General features: G+C 60.8%; 16 protein-coding genes. 5 read left to right on the top strand and 11 right to left on the bottom strand.

The features are described from left to right. Positions 1-5 precede the first annotated feature (5 nt). The 5 genes from aqpZ to AC07N4_RS07445 form a co-directional block, all read right to left on the bottom strand. Entirely contained in the window at positions 6-701 is a 696-nt protein-coding gene (gene aqpZ / locus AC07N4_RS07465; RefSeq protein ID WP_192560046.1) for an aquaporin Z, read from the bottom strand. 187 nt (positions 702-888) lie between these two features. Then, positions 889-2721 (bottom strand): ABC transporter ATP-binding protein, encoded by a 1833-nt coding sequence (locus tag AC07N4_RS07460; RefSeq protein ID WP_096819357.1) that lies wholly within the window; start codon positions 2719-2721, stop codon positions 889-891. An 88-nt stretch (positions 2722-2809) separates the two neighbouring features. Continuing rightward, the gene (locus tag AC07N4_RS07455) at positions 2810-3373 is read right to left on the bottom strand and encodes a peptidylprolyl isomerase (protein ID WP_096819356.1); all 564 of its coding nucleotides are present in this window, start codon (positions 3371-3373) and stop codon (positions 2810-2812) included. Between the two features lie 3 nt (positions 3374-3376). Continuing rightward, positions 3377-4180: an alpha/beta fold hydrolase gene (locus AC07N4_RS07450; protein ID WP_096819355.1), complete on the bottom strand. Its 804-nt coding sequence runs from the start codon at positions 4178-4180 to the stop codon at positions 3377-3379. 14 nt (positions 4181-4194) lie between these two features. Next, positions 4195-5118, bottom strand: a complete 924-nt coding sequence (locus AC07N4_RS07445) for a PA3225 family LysR-type transcriptional regulator (protein ID WP_007956543.1) — start codon at positions 5116-5118, stop codon at positions 4195-4197. A 49-nt stretch (positions 5119-5167) separates the two neighbouring features. Between AC07N4_RS07445 and AC07N4_RS07440 the strand changes: the two genes are divergently transcribed. The 3 genes from AC07N4_RS07440 to AC07N4_RS07430 all read left to right on the top strand — a co-directional run bounded on the left by AC07N4_RS07440 (position 5168) and on the right by AC07N4_RS07430 (position 7341). After that, positions 5168-5482: a 3-phosphoglycerate kinase gene (locus AC07N4_RS07440; protein WP_493065462.1), complete on the top strand. Its 315-nt coding sequence runs from the start codon at positions 5168-5170 to the stop codon at positions 5480-5482. 165 nt (positions 5483-5647) lie between these two features. Next, positions 5648-6247: an FMN-dependent NADH-azoreductase gene (locus tag AC07N4_RS07435; RefSeq protein WP_096819354.1), complete on the top strand. Its 600-nt coding sequence runs from the start codon at positions 5648-5650 to the stop codon at positions 6245-6247. A 212-nt stretch (positions 6248-6459) separates the two neighbouring features. Continuing rightward, positions 6460-7341, top strand: coding sequence for a carboxylate/amino acid/amine transporter (locus AC07N4_RS07430; RefSeq protein ID WP_493065463.1), 882 nt, complete (start codon positions 6460-6462; stop codon positions 7339-7341). On the opposite strand, the gene AC07N4_RS07425 is transcribed toward AC07N4_RS07430, so the two are convergent. Further along, positions 7286-8191, bottom strand: a complete 906-nt coding sequence (locus AC07N4_RS07425; RefSeq protein ID WP_085605645.1) for a LysR family transcriptional regulator — start codon at positions 8189-8191, stop codon at positions 7286-7288. The genes AC07N4_RS07430 and AC07N4_RS07425 overlap by 56 nt on opposite strands. Before the next feature lie 169 nt (positions 8192-8360). Between AC07N4_RS07425 and AC07N4_RS07420 the strand changes: the two genes are divergently transcribed. Next, positions 8361-9005 (top strand): hydrolase, encoded by a 645-nt coding sequence (locus AC07N4_RS07420; protein ID WP_085648570.1) that lies wholly within the window; start codon positions 8361-8363, stop codon positions 9003-9005. 62 nt (positions 9006-9067) lie between these two features. On the opposite strand, the gene AC07N4_RS07415 is transcribed toward AC07N4_RS07420, so the two are convergent. Next, positions 9068-10366, bottom strand: coding sequence for a mechanosensitive ion channel family protein (locus AC07N4_RS07415; protein WP_493065464.1), 1299 nt, complete (start codon positions 10364-10366; stop codon positions 9068-9070). Between the two features lie 191 nt (positions 10367-10557). Here AC07N4_RS07415 and AC07N4_RS07410 point away from each other — a divergent pair, with 191 nt between their 5' ends. Next, entirely contained in the window at positions 10558-11898 is a 1341-nt protein-coding gene (locus AC07N4_RS07410; RefSeq protein WP_096819350.1) for a DEAD/DEAH box helicase, read from the top strand. 63 nt (positions 11899-11961) lie between these two features. Here AC07N4_RS07410 and AC07N4_RS07405 read toward each other — a convergent pair whose 3' ends face one another. From AC07N4_RS07405 to AC07N4_RS07390, 4 genes are all read right to left on the bottom strand, one after another. After that, the gene (locus tag AC07N4_RS07405) at positions 11962-12561 is read right to left on the bottom strand and encodes a hypothetical protein (protein ID WP_493065465.1); all 600 of its coding nucleotides are present in this window, start codon (positions 12559-12561) and stop codon (positions 11962-11964) included. Between the two features lie 12 nt (positions 12562-12573). After that, the gene (locus AC07N4_RS07400) at positions 12574-13158 is read right to left on the bottom strand and encodes a C39 family peptidase (protein ID WP_102620291.1); all 585 of its coding nucleotides are present in this window, start codon (positions 13156-13158) and stop codon (positions 12574-12576) included. Positions 13159-13397: 239 nt separating this feature from the next. Beyond that, positions 13398-13673: a hypothetical protein gene (locus AC07N4_RS07395; protein WP_493065466.1), complete on the bottom strand. Its 276-nt coding sequence runs from the start codon at positions 13671-13673 to the stop codon at positions 13398-13400. 81 nt (positions 13674-13754) lie between these two features. Then, complete coding sequence (locus AC07N4_RS07390; RefSeq protein ID WP_493065467.1) at positions 13755-14489, bottom strand: DUF899 domain-containing protein; 735 nt, start codon at positions 14487-14489, stop codon at positions 13755-13757. Positions 14490-14541 lie beyond the last annotated feature (52 nt).

The following is a 14541-nucleotide window of genomic DNA, read 5'->3' as shown; positions in this document are numbered from 1 at the left end:
TGCCCTCAACTGTCTTCCTTGCCCAGCCAGCGATAGACCACGCCGCCAACCACCGCGCCCAGCAACGGCGCGACCCAGAACATCCACAACTGTGCGATCGCCCAGCCACCGACCATCAGCGCCGGGCCCGTGCTGCGGGCCGGGTTGACCGAGGTGTTGGTCACCGGAATCGAGATCAGGTGGATCAGCGTCAGGCCCAGGCCGATGGCAATCGGTGCCAGTCCGGCCGGCGCGCGCTTGTCGGTGGCGCCGAGGATGATCACCACGAACATGGCAGTCATCACCAGTTCGGTGACGAACCCGGCGGCCATCGAGTATTTGCCCGGCGAGTGCTCGCCATAGCCGTTGGAGGCAAGGCCGGCGGCGATGTCGAAACCCTCCTTGCCGCTGGCGATGTGGTAGAGCAATGCCGCTGCCAGAATCCCGCCGATCACCTGGGCGATGATGTAGGCAGGCAGCTCTTTGGCCGGAAACCGACCGCCGACGACCAGACCGACCGACACGGCCGGGTTGAGGTGACATCCGCTGATGTGGCCGATGGCAAACGCCATGGTCAGCACCGTCAGACCAAACGCCAGGGCGACCCCCAGCACGCCGATACCCGTAGGTGAAGACGCGGCGATCACCGCACTGCCACACCCGCCCAACACCAACCAGAACGTACCCAACAACTCAGTGACTGAACGTTTGAACAGAGACATGAGAGTGTCCTTGATAGACGTGCTATCGAGACTGCATCGAGTTGTGCTTCCTTGCAGAATTACGACAGGTTCATCTCCAGAACCTTCGCTGATTACAGCAGGGATTCAAGGGATTTCCAGCAGGCGATAAAAAACCGCCAGAGCCCGTGGCAGAGGGGCTGTGGCGGTTTTTGTGTTTCGCGCAGGGTCAGTCGATGCCGACAAACCCTCCGGTCTGGTGCGCCCACAACCGCGCATACAACCCGCCATGGGCCAGCAGTTCGGCATGGTTGCCGCTTTCGGCGATCTTGCCGTTTTCCAGCACCACCAGCCGATCCATTCGGGCAATGGTCGAGAGGCGGTGGGCGATGGCGATCACGGTCTTGCCCTGCATCAGGGTTTCCAGGCTTTCCTGGATCGCCGCTTCGACTTCCGAGTCCAGCGCCGAGGTCGCTTCGTCCATGATCAGGATCGGCGCGTCCTTGAGCAGCACCCGCGCAATCGCGATCCGCTGGCGCTGGCCGCCGGACAGTTTCACCCCGCGCTCGCCGACATGGGCATCGAAACCGGTGCGACCTTCGGCATCCGACAGCAGCGGGATGAACTCATCGGCACGGGCCTTGCGCACCGCCTCCCAGAGTTCGGCGTCGGTGGCGTCAGGCTTGCCGTACAGCAAGTTGTCGCGGATCGAACGGTGCAGCAGCGAAGTGTCCTGGGTGATCATGCCGATCCGTGCACGCAGGCTTTCCTGGCCGACTTCGGCGATGTTCTGGCCGTCGATCAGGATCCGCCCGCCCTCGACGTCGTACAGGCGCAGCAGCAGGTTGACCAGGGTCGATTTGCCGGCACCGGACGGGCCGATCAGACCGATCTTTTCCCCCGGTTTGATGGTCAGGTTGAGGTCGCCGATGATGCCTTTCTTCTTGCCGTAGTGAAAATCCACGTGCTCGAAACGCACTTCGCCACGGGCCACGGCCAGCGGTTTGGCCTGTTCGTGATCGGTGACGCTGACCGGCTGCGAGATGGTCTGCAGACCGTCCTGGACCATGCCGATGTTTTCGAAGATCCCGGTGACCACCCACATGATCCAGCCGGACATGTTGACGATGCGAATCACCAGACCGGTCGCCAGGGCGATGGCGCCGACGGTGATCAGCGACTGCGACCAGAGCCACAGCGCCAGCGCGGTGGTGCCGACGATCAGCAGGCCGTTCATGGTGGTGATCGCCACGTCCATGCTGGTGACCACGCGCCCGGCCATCTGGGCCTTTTCGGTCTGCTCCTGCATGGCTTCGCGGGCGTAGTGCTGTTCGAAATTGGTGTGGGCGAACAGCTTCAGGGTGGCGATGTTGGTGTAACCATCGACGATCCGGCCCATCAGCTTCGAACGCGCATCCGAAGCCGCGACCGAGCGATCCTTGACCCGTGGCACGAAGTAATAGAGTGCGCCGATGTAAGCGGCGATCCACGTCAGCAGCGGGATCATCAGGCGCCAGTCGGCCTCGGCGAACAGCACCAGCGAACTGACCGCGTAGATCAGCACGTGCCACAGCGCATCCACCGCCTGCACGGCGGAGTCGCGCAGCGAGTTGCCGGTCTGCATGATGCGCTGGGCGATGCGCCCGGCGAAGTCGTTCTGGAAGAAGTTCAGACTCTGCTTGAGCACGTAGCTGTGGTTCTGCCAGCGAATCATGCTGGTCATGCCCGGGCTCAGCGTCTGGTGCACCAGCAAGTCGTGCAGGCCAAAGAAGATCGGGCGCAGCACCAGTGCAACCACCACCATCCAGGTCAGTTCGAACGCGTGGTCGTGGAAGAAATTCGGGTTCGGCGTGCCCTGGGCCAGGTCGATGATGCGGCTCAGGTAACTGAACAGCGCCACTTCGATCAGTGCGGCGAACAGGCCGACCACCAGCAGGGCGGCGAAACTTGGCCAGACCTGTTTCAGGTAATAGGTATAGAAGGGCAGAACACGGTTCGGCGGAGCCGCCGTCGGGGCGTCACGGAATATGTCGATCAGTTGTTCGAAACGGCGATAGAGCATCAGATAACCGCCCGGAGTACGGGCTCTCCTTTTATCAGTGTGAGCGGCGTGACATCAGGTCAGCGCCGCTCGATACGCCCTGTAAAGCTTAGTCGATGCGCTTGGCCGACTTGATGATCACAGGGTCGACAGGCACGTTTTGCATGCCCTGTTTGGTGGTGGTCTGGGAGTTGACGATGATGTCGACCACGTCCATGCCCTTGACCACTTTGGCGAACACGGCGTAACCGGCGTCGCGGCCCGGATCGAGGAACGCGTTGTCGGCAACGTTGATGAAGAACTGGCTGGTGGCCGAGTTTGGATCGGAAGTACGGGCCATCGACAGGGTGCCGCGAACGTTGTGCAGACCGTTGCTGGCTTCGTTCTTGATCGGTGCCTTGGTGTCTTTTTGTGCCATCTGCTGGGTGAAACCGCCGCCCTGAGCCATGAAGCCCGGGATCACGCGGTGGAAAATGGTGTTGGTGTAGAAGCCGCTGTCGACGTACTCAAGGAAGTTCTTGGTACTGATCGGCGCCTTGACCGGGTCCAGCTCGATTTCGATGGTGCCGTTGGTGGTCACCAGTTCGACGTGTGGCGCCTTGGCCGGCGTGGCAGCCATCAGGTTGGCGGCGAACAGCACGGTGCCGGCGGCGAGGGCGATTTTTTTCAGCATGGTTCAGTGATCCTGAGGGTGAATATCGGCTGTGGCGAGAAACTCCAGCAGCGTTTGATTGAAACGTTCGGGTTGATCGAGCGGGGTGGCGTGGCGTGAATCGGCGATCACCACCAGCCGCGCATCGGGCAGCAGTCTGACATAGGTTTCTTTCAGCGAAACGGGGGTGTAGTCCCGGTCGGCGCTGACGACGAGCGTTGGACAGGAGATCCTCGAAAGTCGTTCCTGAACCCCCCAGCCAACAATCGCATCGAAGCTGGCGAGATAAGCACGTTTGTCGTTTTTTGCCCAGCGCTCGGCCATCTTCTGTCGCAAATCTGCCTGCTCCGGCTTGGGGAACAGCTTGGCGCCAAGGGCTTTGCCGATGGTGGCCAGGCTCAGCAGGCGCATCAGGCTCCAGCGCTTGAACCACTGCCAGTAATCGTCGCGGCTGCGCACCTTGACCTCGGGCGCGCTGTTGACGATGGTCAGGCTCTTGAGCATCTGCGGCTGATCGACGGCAAACTGAAAACCGATCATGCCGCCCATGGACAGCCCGGCGTAGTGCACCGGGCCGAGCTTCAGGTGTTCGATCAGGGCGACGATGTCGGCGCTGAACCCGGCGATGCTGTAGCGTTCGCGGGGCTTGTCGGAACGGCCATGGCCGCGCACGTCTGGGACGATCACCCGGTATTGCGCGGCCAGTGCCGGGATCTGCATTTCCCAGTCCAGCGTGCTGGAACCGAGCCCGTGAACCAGCAGTAACGGATCGCCGTGGCCATATTCCTCGTAGTGCAGGTTGCAACCTTCATGCTCGAAATACGCCATCGGTGAACTCCGTGTCAGGCTTGTTCGGGGGCGGCGAACGGTGCGTCCAGCGGCAAGGTGTCGAAGGTGCGCAACAGTTCGACGAGGATCTGCGAGGCCGGGCCCAGCGGTTTGTCCTTGTTCGAATACAGATAGAAACTCGGATTGCGGCTGCCGCCCTGATCCAACGGTAGCAGCTTGAGCAGGCCTTCCTTCAATTCACGTTCGATCATGTGCCGTGGCAGCCAGGCAAAGCCCAGGCCGCTGGAAACGAAATTGGCGGCGGTGGCGAGGCTGCCGACGGTCCAGCGCTGTTCGGCACCGAGCCAGCCGACGTCCCGGGGTTGCTGGCGGCCGGAGTCGCGGATCACCACTTGCATCTGGGTTTCCAGGTCCTGGAAATTCAGCTCGCGGTTCAGCCGATGCAGCGCGTGTTCGGGGTGGGCGACGGCGACGAATTCCACGTCGCTCAACTCCGCGCCGAGGTAACCGGGAATGCTCAGACCGGTGATGGCCAGATCGGCTACACCTTCAAGCAACACTTCCTCGACACCCGACAGTACTTCTTCACGCAGACGCACGCGGCAGCCACGGCTCTGCGGCATGAACGCGGTCAGTGCGCGAACGAGGCGGGCGCTCGGGTAGGCGGCATCGACCACCAGCCGCACTTCGGCCTCCCAGCCTTGCTCCATATGATGGGCGAGGTCCTCCAGTTGGCTGGCCTGCTTCACCAGTTGTCGCGAACGCCGCAGCAACACGCCGCCGGCTTCGGTCAGCACTGCCTTGCGGCCGTCGATGCGCAGCAATGGCACACCGAGCTGGTCCTGCATGCGGGCGACGGTGTAGCTCACCGACGATTGCGAACGGTGCAGGGCCTCGGCGGCCTGGGCGAATCCGCCGTGGTCGACCACCGCCTGCAACGTTCGCCATTGATCAAGGGTCACGCGGGGCGCTTTCATCAATAGCTCCTCTTGTCCTAAGCTGGCTGTCCCTCATGGAGACTGCCGAATGAAAAAATTCTGTTGTGTGGTGCTGGCGCTGCTGCCGCTGACCGCGTTTGCGTATCCGATCGATGTGCAGAAGAATCTCAATGGCCTGAAGATCGACTACGAGTCCTTCGATACCGATAAAGACATCGGCTCCATCCGGGTCGCCAACTACGGCGAGGTCGACGCACTCTGCAAAGTCGTATTCAGCAACGGCCCGGAGGCGCCGCGCACTCGCAATATCGAAGTGCCGGCCGGCAAACATACCAATGCCACCGCCAAGTTCTCCCGCGAGATCATCAAGCTGCGCGTCGAACTGAGCTGCAACCCGAAATAACACCCGCCTCGTTGTGGGAGCCCGTGTGCTCCCACAAGGTATGCGTCAGCTTATAAACGAATTTATCGATGCTTTATAGCAGTTATTTGCGCTTTTTCATCGATACGACTCTGTTTAACCTTCACTCCATCGACTTACAACATTCTCGGATGGAGGCTACACACCATGTCCCGCGTTCTGATCATCGAAAGCAGCGCCCGCCAGCAAGACTCGGTATCCCGTCAACTGACCCAGACCTTCATTAGTCAGTGGAAAGCGGCACACCCGGCTGATCAGATCACCGTACGTGACCTCGCCGTGAACCCGGTGCCACACCTGGACATCAACCTGCTGGGCGGCTGGATGAAATCCGCCGAACAGCGCAACGACAGCGAGCAATCCTCGCTGGATCGTTCCAACGCATTGACCGATGAACTGCTGGCCGCCGACGTGCTGGTGATGGCCGCGCCGATGTACAACTTCGCGATTCCAAGCACCCTGAAAGCCTGGCTCGACCACGTACTGCGTGCCGGCGTCACCTTCAAGTACACCGAAACCGGCCCGCAAGGCCTGCTCAGCGGCAAGCGTGCCTACGTGCTGACCGCTCGCGGCGGCATCTACGCCGGCGGCCCGGCGGATCACCAGGAACCGTACCTGCGTCAGGTGATGGGTTTCATCGGCATCCACGACGTGACCTTCATCCACGCCGAAGGCATGAACCTGGGCGGCGACTTCCAGGAGAAGGGCCTCAACCAGGCCAACGCCAAACTGTCCCAGGTCGCTTGATATGTTAATCGCCAGATAATCGCCGATTGTTCTAGTGACCTGGCGCAACCCCTTCAAGGCTCTACGCGCATCGAACCTCCCTTTGCACTTGTTGCTCCTGAGTGCTGTAGCCCGATTGAACGCCTTAGCGAGATCGGGCTTTTTTTTGCCCGGGATTTAGCGATGGCCGGGAAAAACCGCTATCGTCGCCGCCATTCGAAATCGAGGCGACCATGGGCTATCTACTTATTGTCACGCTGATCCAGGCGTTTTCCTTCAGTCTGATCGGCGAATACCTGGCCGGGCATGTCGACAGCTACTTCGCGGTGCTGGTGCGCGTGGTGCTGGCCGGGCTGGTGTTCATCCCGCTGACCCGCTGGCGTTCGGTGGAGCCGGCGTTCATGCGCGGCATGTTGCTGATCGGCGCGTTGCAGTTCGGCGTGACCTACGTCTGCCTGTACCTGAGCTTCCGGGTGCTGACGGTGCCGGAAGTGCTGCTGTTCACCATCCTCACGCCGCTGCACGTGACCCTGATCGAAGACGCGCTCAATCGCCGCTTCAATCCATGGGCGCTGATCGCGGCGCTGGTGGCCGTGTGCGGTGCGGCGGTGATTCGCTATGACCGGATCAACCCGGACTTCTTCATGGGCTTCCTGCTGCTGCAACTGGCCAACTTCACCTACGCCGCCGGGCAGGTGTTGTACAAACATCTGGTGGCGAAGCACCCGAGCGATCTGCCGCACTACCGGCGCTTCGGCTTCTTCTACCTCGGCGCACTCGCGGTGGCGTTGCCGGCGTTCCTGCTGTTCGGCAAATCCAACTTCCTGCCCGAAGCGCCGTTGCAATGGGGCGTGCTGGTGTTCCTGGGCCTGGTCTCGACCGCACTCGGTCTGTACTGGTGGAACAAGGGCGCGTGCCTGGTCAACGGCGGCACCCTGGCGGTGATGAACAACCTGCACGTGCCGGTGGGGCTGCTGCTGAACCTGCTGATCTGGAATCAGCATGAGGAACTGGGGCGGTTGTTCCTCGGTGGCGGCGTGATTCTGGCGGCGGTGTGGATCAGCCGGTTGGGGATTCGCAAGCCGGCGCCAGTTGCCCCACCAGAAACTCGATAAACGCCCGGGTCTTCTGCGGCACCCGCCGTGCTGACGAATACACCGCGTTGATGGTGATCGCCGGGGCTTGCCATTCGCACAGCACCGGCACCAGCCGCCCGGCGGCCAGCGCTTCTTCGACGATGAAGTCCGGCAGCAGCGCAATGCCCATGCCGGCCTCCGCCGCTTGCGCCAGCAGGTCGCCGTTGTTGGCGTGCAGCGGCCCGGTGACGTTGACTCGCTGGGTCTCCTTGCCGTTGCACAGTTGCAGGCTCACGCCGCTCTGCAGATAGCCGTAGTTCAAGCATTGATGCGAGCGCAGATCCTGCGGGGTCTGCGGCGTGCCCGCGCGTTCGAGGTAAGCGGGGGAGGCGACCATGATTCGCGGCGCTGGCGCCAGTTGTCGGGCGATCATGGTCGAGTCGGGCAGGCTGGCAATGCGGATGGTCACGTCGAACCCGCCGCGCACCGGATCGACCTGCTGATCGCTGAGTACCAGTTGCAGCTCGATGTTCGGGTGCTGCTCGTGGAACAGCGGGATCAGCTTGCCCAAGCGCCGCAGGCCGAACGACATCGGCGCGTTCACCCGCAACACACCACGCAATTCGCCAACCCCGTCCCGGGCTCGCTGCTCGGCCTCGTCCAATGCCGCAATCACTTCCCGTGCTGCTTCGAAATACTCGGCGCCGGCCTCGGTCAGGTGCAGGCTGCGGGTGGTGCGTTGCAGCAGTTGTACGCCGATGGCTTCTTCCAGCGCCTGAATCTGTTTGCTGACTTTCGACCGGGGCACGTCCATGGCCCGGGCGGCAGCCGCGAAGCCGTTTTCGCCGACCGTCACCACGAAGGCGCGCATGCATTCGATACGATCCATGATTGTCCCTGTTTTAGAATCAATGATTCTCGATTTTATGGAATTGTCCCTTTATCGGCTAGCCCCTAAAGTGACATCCAAGCCGAGACAACAACGCCGAAGACGGCAAGCGACTCGACTCACTCATTACTCAATCGAAACTCTGAATCGACATCAAAAGGAACGCGCCATGTCTATCCGTGAACTGCTCAACCCAACCAACTCCGCCCTGATCCTGATCGACCACCAGCCGCAAATGGCTTTCGGCGTACAGTCGATCGACCGTCAGACCCTGAAGAACAACACCGTCGGCCTGGCCAAGGCAGCGAAGATCTTCAACGTGCCGACCATCTACACCTCGGTCGAAACCGAAAGCTTCAGCGGCTACATCTGGCCGGAACTGCTGGCGGTGCATCCGGAGCAGAAGCCGATCGAGCGCACCTCGATGAACTCCTGGGAAGACAAGGCGCTGGTTGACGCGGTGAAGGCCACCGGCCGCAAGAAGCTGATCATCGCCGCGCTGTGGACCGAGGTCTGCCTGACCTTCCCGGCCCTGGAAGCCCTGGCCGAAGGCTACGAGGTGTACATCGTCACCGACGCGTCCGGCGGCACTACCAAAGAAGCCCACGACATGTCGGTACAGCGAATGATTCAGGCCGGCGCCGTACCGGTGACCTGGCAGCAAGTCCTGCTCGAGTACCAGCGTGACTGGGCGCACAAAGACACTTATCAGGCGGTGATGGACCTGGTGCTGGAACACAGCGGCGCATACGGAATGGGCGTCGACTACGCCTACACCATGGTGCACAAGGCACCGCAGCGGCAGGCCAAGTAAGTCGGCAGGACAAAAAAAGACGCAACCGGGGTTGCGTCTTTTTTGTTGTCCGCGAGAAAGGTCTACATTCGTTGTTTTTCGGCCTCGGGAATGTGGCTTGCACCCAGGACTGCCGGCAACAACCCGGAGCGCAGATCCCCGCCGCTCGGCTGCTGATACAGACTCAGGCCAAACTCAGGCAGCACCGCCAGCAGGTAATCGAAAATATCCCCCTGGATCCGCTCGTAATCGGCCCACACCGTGGTGGTGGTAAAGCAGTAGATTTCCAGTGGAATGCCCTGGGCTGTGGTCTGCATCTGGCGGACCATGCAGGTCATGTTCGGCTGAATCTCCGGGTGGCTCTTCAGATAGGCCAGCGCATAGGCGCGGAAGGTGCCGATGTTGGTCATGCGCCGGCGGTTGGCCGACATCGCCGCGACATTGCCCTGCGCTTCGTTCCAGGCCTTGAGCTCGGCTTTCTTGCGGCCCATGTAGGCGGTCAGCAGGTGTACCTGGGAGAGTTTTTCTTCTTCATCGTCGCGGATGAAACGCACACCGCTGGCGTCGATGAACAGACTGCGCTTGATCCGCCGCCCGCCGGACTGCTGCATGCCGCGCCAGTTTCTGAACGACTCGGACATCAGGCGCCAGGTCGGGATCGAGACGATGGTCTTGTCGAAGTTCTGCACCTTGACCGTGTGCAGGGTGATGTCGACCACATCGCCATCGGCGCCGACCTGCGGCATTTCGATCCAGTCGCCGACCCGCAGCATGTCGTTGCTGGTCAGCTGCACGCTGGCGACGAACGACAGCAGGGTGTCCTTGTAGACCAACAGGATCACCGCCGACATCGCACCCAGGCCGGACAGCAGCAACAGCGGCGAGCGGTCGATCAGGGTGGCAACGATGATGATCGCGCCGAACACGTACAAGACCATTTTTGCCAGTTGCACGTAGCCCTTGATCGAGCGGGTGCGGGCGTGTTCGGTGCGGGCGTAGATGTCCAGCAGGGCATTGAGCAGGGCGCTGACCGACAGCAGCAGGAACAGAATGGTGAACGCCAGCGCGACATTGCCGAGAAACACCGTGGCGGTCTTGCTCAGTTCCGGCACCAGGTGCAGGCCGAACTGGATTACCAATGATGGCGTCATCTGCGCCAGACGCTGGAACACCTTGTTATGCCGAAAGTCGTTGAGCCAGTGCAGGGCGGGCTGGCGACCGAGCATGCGGCTGGCATGCAGGATCAGGTAACGCGCCACTCGTCCGAGAACCAGCGCGATCACCAGCAGCAGGATCAGCGCCAGGCCGGCGTGCAGGAGCGGGTGCTGATCGAGGGCACCCCAGAGGTCTTGGGCGTTGAGCCAGAGCTGTTTGAAATCCATGAGAGAGACGATTCTTCTGTAAGACGCGACGGACGATTAGAGCATTTAAGACGCTGTGTATTACCGTTGGAGACAAATTGAGCAACAAAAAAGCCACTGATTACGGCTGATTTCACAAAGAAACTCGGCCTGAGCGCTCGAAACCGGTAACCTATGCAGCTGATTTTTTGCATATCTTCGAGGTAGCACCCGTGTTTTCCCAATTCGCCCTGCACGAACGCCTGCTCAAAGCCGTGGCCGAGCTGAAATTTGTCGAGCCAACGCCTGTGCAAGCCGCGGCCATTCCGCTGGCGCTTCAGGGGCGTGACCTGCGGGTGACGGCGCAAACCGGTAGCGGCAAGACCGCCGCGTTTGTCCTGCCGATCCTCAACCGCCTGATCGGCCCGGCCAAGATCCGCGTCAGCATCAAGACCCTGATCCTGCTGCCGACCCGCGAGCTGGCCCAGCAGACCCTGAAGGAAGTCGAGCGCTTTTCGCAGTTCACTTTCATCAAGTCCGGCCTGATCACCGGCGGTGAAGACTTCAAGGTCCAGGCAGCGATGCTGCGCAAGGTGCCGGACATCCTGATCGGCACCCCGGGCCGGATGATCGAGCAACTGAACGCCGGCAACCTCGACCTGAAAGAAGTCGAAGTGCTGGTGCTCGACGAAGCCGACCGCATGCTCGACATGGGGTTCGCCGAAGACGTACAGCGTCTGGTCGACGAATGCCCGAACCGTCAGCAGACCATGCTGTTTTCCGCCACCACCGGCGGTTCCGGCCTGCGCGAGATGATCGCCAAGGTGCTGAACAACCCTGAGCATCTGCAGCTCAACGCGGTCAGCCAGCTGAACTCGACCACTCGTCAGCAGATCATCACCGCCGACCACAACCAGCACAAAGAACAGATCGTGAACTGGCTGCTGGCCAACGAGACCTACCAGAAGGCCATCGTCTTCACCAACACCCGGGCCATGGCCGACCGCATCTACGGTCGCCTCGTCGCCCAGGAATACAAGGCGTTCGTGCTGCACGGCGAGAAAGACCAGAAGGATCGCAAACTGGCGATCGATCGTCTGAAGCAGGGCGGCGTGAAGATCCTGGTGGCTACCGACGTCGCGGCCCGTGGTCTGGACGTTGATGGTCTGGATCTGGTGATCAACTTCGACATGCCACGCAGCGGCGACGAATACGTGCACCGCATCGGCCGTACCGGCCGTGCCGGCAACGACGGTCTGGCGATCTCGCTGATCTGCCACGGCGACTGGAACCTGATGTCGAGCATCGAGCGTTATCTGAAGCAGAGCTTCGAGCGCCGCACCATCAAGGAAGTCAAAGGCACCTACGGCGGACCGAAAAAGGTCAAGGCCTCGGGCAAGGCCGTCGGCGTGAAGAAGAAAAAGACCGACGCCAAGGGCGACAAGAAGAAAACCGCCGCCAAGACCCCGACCAAGCGCAAGAGCGCCAACCGTCCGAAGCCGGATTCTCTGGTAAGCAGCGACGGCATGGCTCCGCTCAAGCGCCGCAAGCCGGTTGCACCTGCGGCCGAGTAAGGCGTTTCAGGCAGGCAATAAAAAACCCGGACACTGTCCGGGTTTTTTTATTCCCTGAGTTTGTCAGCTGCCCAGCTGCCCACGGGTGTCGGCATCAAAGCGCTGCTTGGCCTGATCCGCTTTTGGTTTGAGCTGTGCGAGCAGGGCTGCCTCGCTGTACAAACCGGTCAGAGCCAGTTCCTTGGGTGTCGGTTCGATCGGGATCAGCACATCTTCACCCGCCGCGTGCAGCCAGATCGCAACAACGTGCAGAGCCGAAACGAACAACACTCGCAGCTCAACGGTTTTGCCCTGCAACTGTGGAGATTGCTCGGCCAGTTTCAGTGCATCGACCGTGGCCGCCGCCAGGTTGCCGTGGTTCAACGAGGCGAACTCGACGTGACCACGGACTTCGGCCAATTGCGCATCGGCAATCGACACACCGTCGGCAAACACCAGGTAATGCCAGTCGCCGAGCCGGGCGTCCTTCAGGCCTTTGCCATTGCTCAGGTCTTCCAGGCTGAGCGAGTAGCCGCGATAGGCTTCGCTGAGGCTGATTTTCGCCGGTGCAGCACTGGCGAACTGGCGATTGATGCCAAAGCCCTGGGTTTGCAGCGCGGCTTGCAACACCGGACGCAAGGTCTGTACGCCGTTGGAAGGCGCCTTTGGATAAGTCAGTTGCATGATGTCGCCCTCCTAGTTTTTCGCCGTGAAGTAAGTGTGAGTCCAGTTGCCGCCACCGTTGTAGGAACCGGGGAACGAGTTCAGCGCGCGGGTCGAATAGCCGTAGATCGAATCCGCGACCAGCACGTAGTTGCCGTTGGTGCCGTAGATCGTCAGGAAGTGCGCACCGCCGCCGTACCAGGCGCAACGCAGACCGACAGGCCGGCCCATGTTGATCTGGTTCTGGATGGCCGACATCTGCAACGAACCCTGATTCATCCCGTTGTAGCTGCGGGTGGTTTGCAGGGCCGAATCCAGATAGCCGTAGACGTTGCACGGCCCCGGCTGGCTGCAGCAGTTGCGGTTCAGTTGGGTGCTGGCAACGCCGCACTGGGTCCAGGACCCGGTGCCGTAATAGTTGCCGACCGAAGCGGAAACCGCGGCCCAGCACCAGTTGGTCTGGGTCTGTTGCTGCATCGTGAAGTTGAGACTCGAGGCGGCCAGGGCCTTGGCCTGTGGGGCCGCTTCGACTTCGACCAGTTGCGCATCGAGCAGATGGCCGGTCAGGCACCCGGGCAACGTGTTGCCGGTGAATTGCGTTGTTTCAGTGGTTAACATTTTTCAATCCTCCATGAATGAAAACAAACGTCCAACGTGTGGATGTTGCGAGCGATCGGTGGTGAATGGGTTGCCATCTCCGATGGCCGGTTCCGATCAGGCTCGAGGTAACCCTAGGTCTGAATATGCATTTATGCAAATATAAAAATGCATTAATGCAAATATCCAGACGAAAGGACGCGGGCTTTGGCATCGATTCTGACCGGTTGATGCCGAAGCCTGCGGCGTTGAGCGAGATGTCAGCCCTCGGTTTTCTTCTCGGCCGAATCCAGTTCCTTCAGCCGCTGATTGATCAACTGGCATTTGTCCGGCAGGTCGGCGGCTGCCGTGTCCAGGTCCATCTTCTGCAACTCGGCGTTGATTTCCTTGGCCTTGGTCGGGTTTTGCTCGGTGAGCTTGGCGACTTCCCTGGCCAGTTGCTCGCGCTTGACGGTGGCTTCTTCCGGGGTGCAGGCCCAGACGGGCAGGGCGCAGGCGAGCGTGGCGGCGAGTGTGAGTTTGAGCAGGGTTTTCATGGCGGCAGGCCTCAGATCCGGTTAAGGCGGGTTAACCGGTTGAGGGCTGTGGCCAATGAAAAGTTCAGGATCTTTGTTGGCTCAGTCCTCGTGACAGCAACTGGATTTTTGTTCTCCGTCATACCGATCGTGATACCGCACCCACTCCATGATCTCGTCCTCGTTCCTGCCTTTTGGTGTGAGATCGAGGTAGTTGTAGGCACCGACCAGCATGTCCAGGCCTCGAGCGTAGGTCGAGTAGGTGTGGAAAATCTCGCCGTTGTTGGCGCGATAGAACACGCTCAGCCCCGGCATTTCCTCTTCGCCACTGTCAGTCTTTTCGTAGTTGTATGTAGCCTTTCCGGCTTCGGCATCATCAGCGTGGGCGCAAACGCCGAAGTCGTAGTTGAAATCGGAGCCGTCCGACGACACCCAGTCGAATTTCCAGCCCATCCGCCGCCTGAAGGCCTGGAATTCGGCGAATGGCGCGTGGGACACCGCCACCAGCGCAATGTCGTGATGGGCCAGGTGTTGATTGGCGCCGTCGATGTGGTCGCTGAGGAACGAGCAGCCCGGGCAGCCTTCCTCCCAGCCTTTGGCAAACATGAAGTGATAAACGACGAGTTGGCTGTGTTGGCCGAACAAGTCAGCCAGTTTCAATTCGCCGTTCGGCCCCATGAAGCGGTAATCCTTGTCGACCTTCACCCAGGGCAGGGCGCGACGTTTGGCGCTGAGGCGGTCGCGTTCTTTGGTGAAGGCCTTTTCATCGGCCAGATGCTGCTTGCGGGCGGCGAGCCATTCTTCGCGCGACACCACCGGATGATTCTCAACGTTCATGATGATTTCTCCTGCGGGGGTTGAAACCGTCTGTCTCAGACTAGTCGCTCGC

It is taken from the genome of Pseudomonas sp. GW821-FHT09E04 (genome assembly GCF_059416185.1).
The sequence above is the reverse complement of the archived record's forward strand: the minus strand, read 5'-3'. Positions and strand labels throughout refer to the sequence as shown.